The following is a 255-nucleotide window of genomic DNA, read 5'->3' as shown; positions in this document are numbered from 1 at the left end:
CGCGCCCGATGCGCGAGCGCTCCAGCCGCACGCACACCAGCACCGAGCCCACCACCAGCGCCAGGAACAGGTAGTAGTACAGCGTCACGGGCGGCAGCGTCAGCCCCAGCACCTCCAGCGGCTCCCCGAGGCTCAAGCCCCAGAAGTGGATGGGGTCGATCTGCCCGATGCCGCGCGGCCCGTTGGTCACGTTCACGGGGTATTCCATGTTGTTCAGGAACACGCGGATGATCTCCCCAAAGCCCAGCGTGACGA

1 pseudogene is annotated in these 255 nt (G+C 67.1%); it reads right to left on the bottom strand.

Features of this window, described 5'->3' with window-relative positions:
• Positions 1-255, bottom strand: a pseudogene (locus tag ACG0Z6_RS16670) (ABC transporter ATP-binding protein); the annotation flags it as partial.

Origin of the sequence: Roseateles rivi, assembly GCF_043555845.1 — a bacterium.
In the GTDB taxonomy this organism is placed as follows: Bacteria; Pseudomonadota; Gammaproteobacteria; order Burkholderiales; family Burkholderiaceae_C; genus Roseateles; species Roseateles rivi.
The sequence above is the reverse complement of the archived record's forward strand: the minus strand, read 5'-3'. Positions and strand labels throughout refer to the sequence as shown.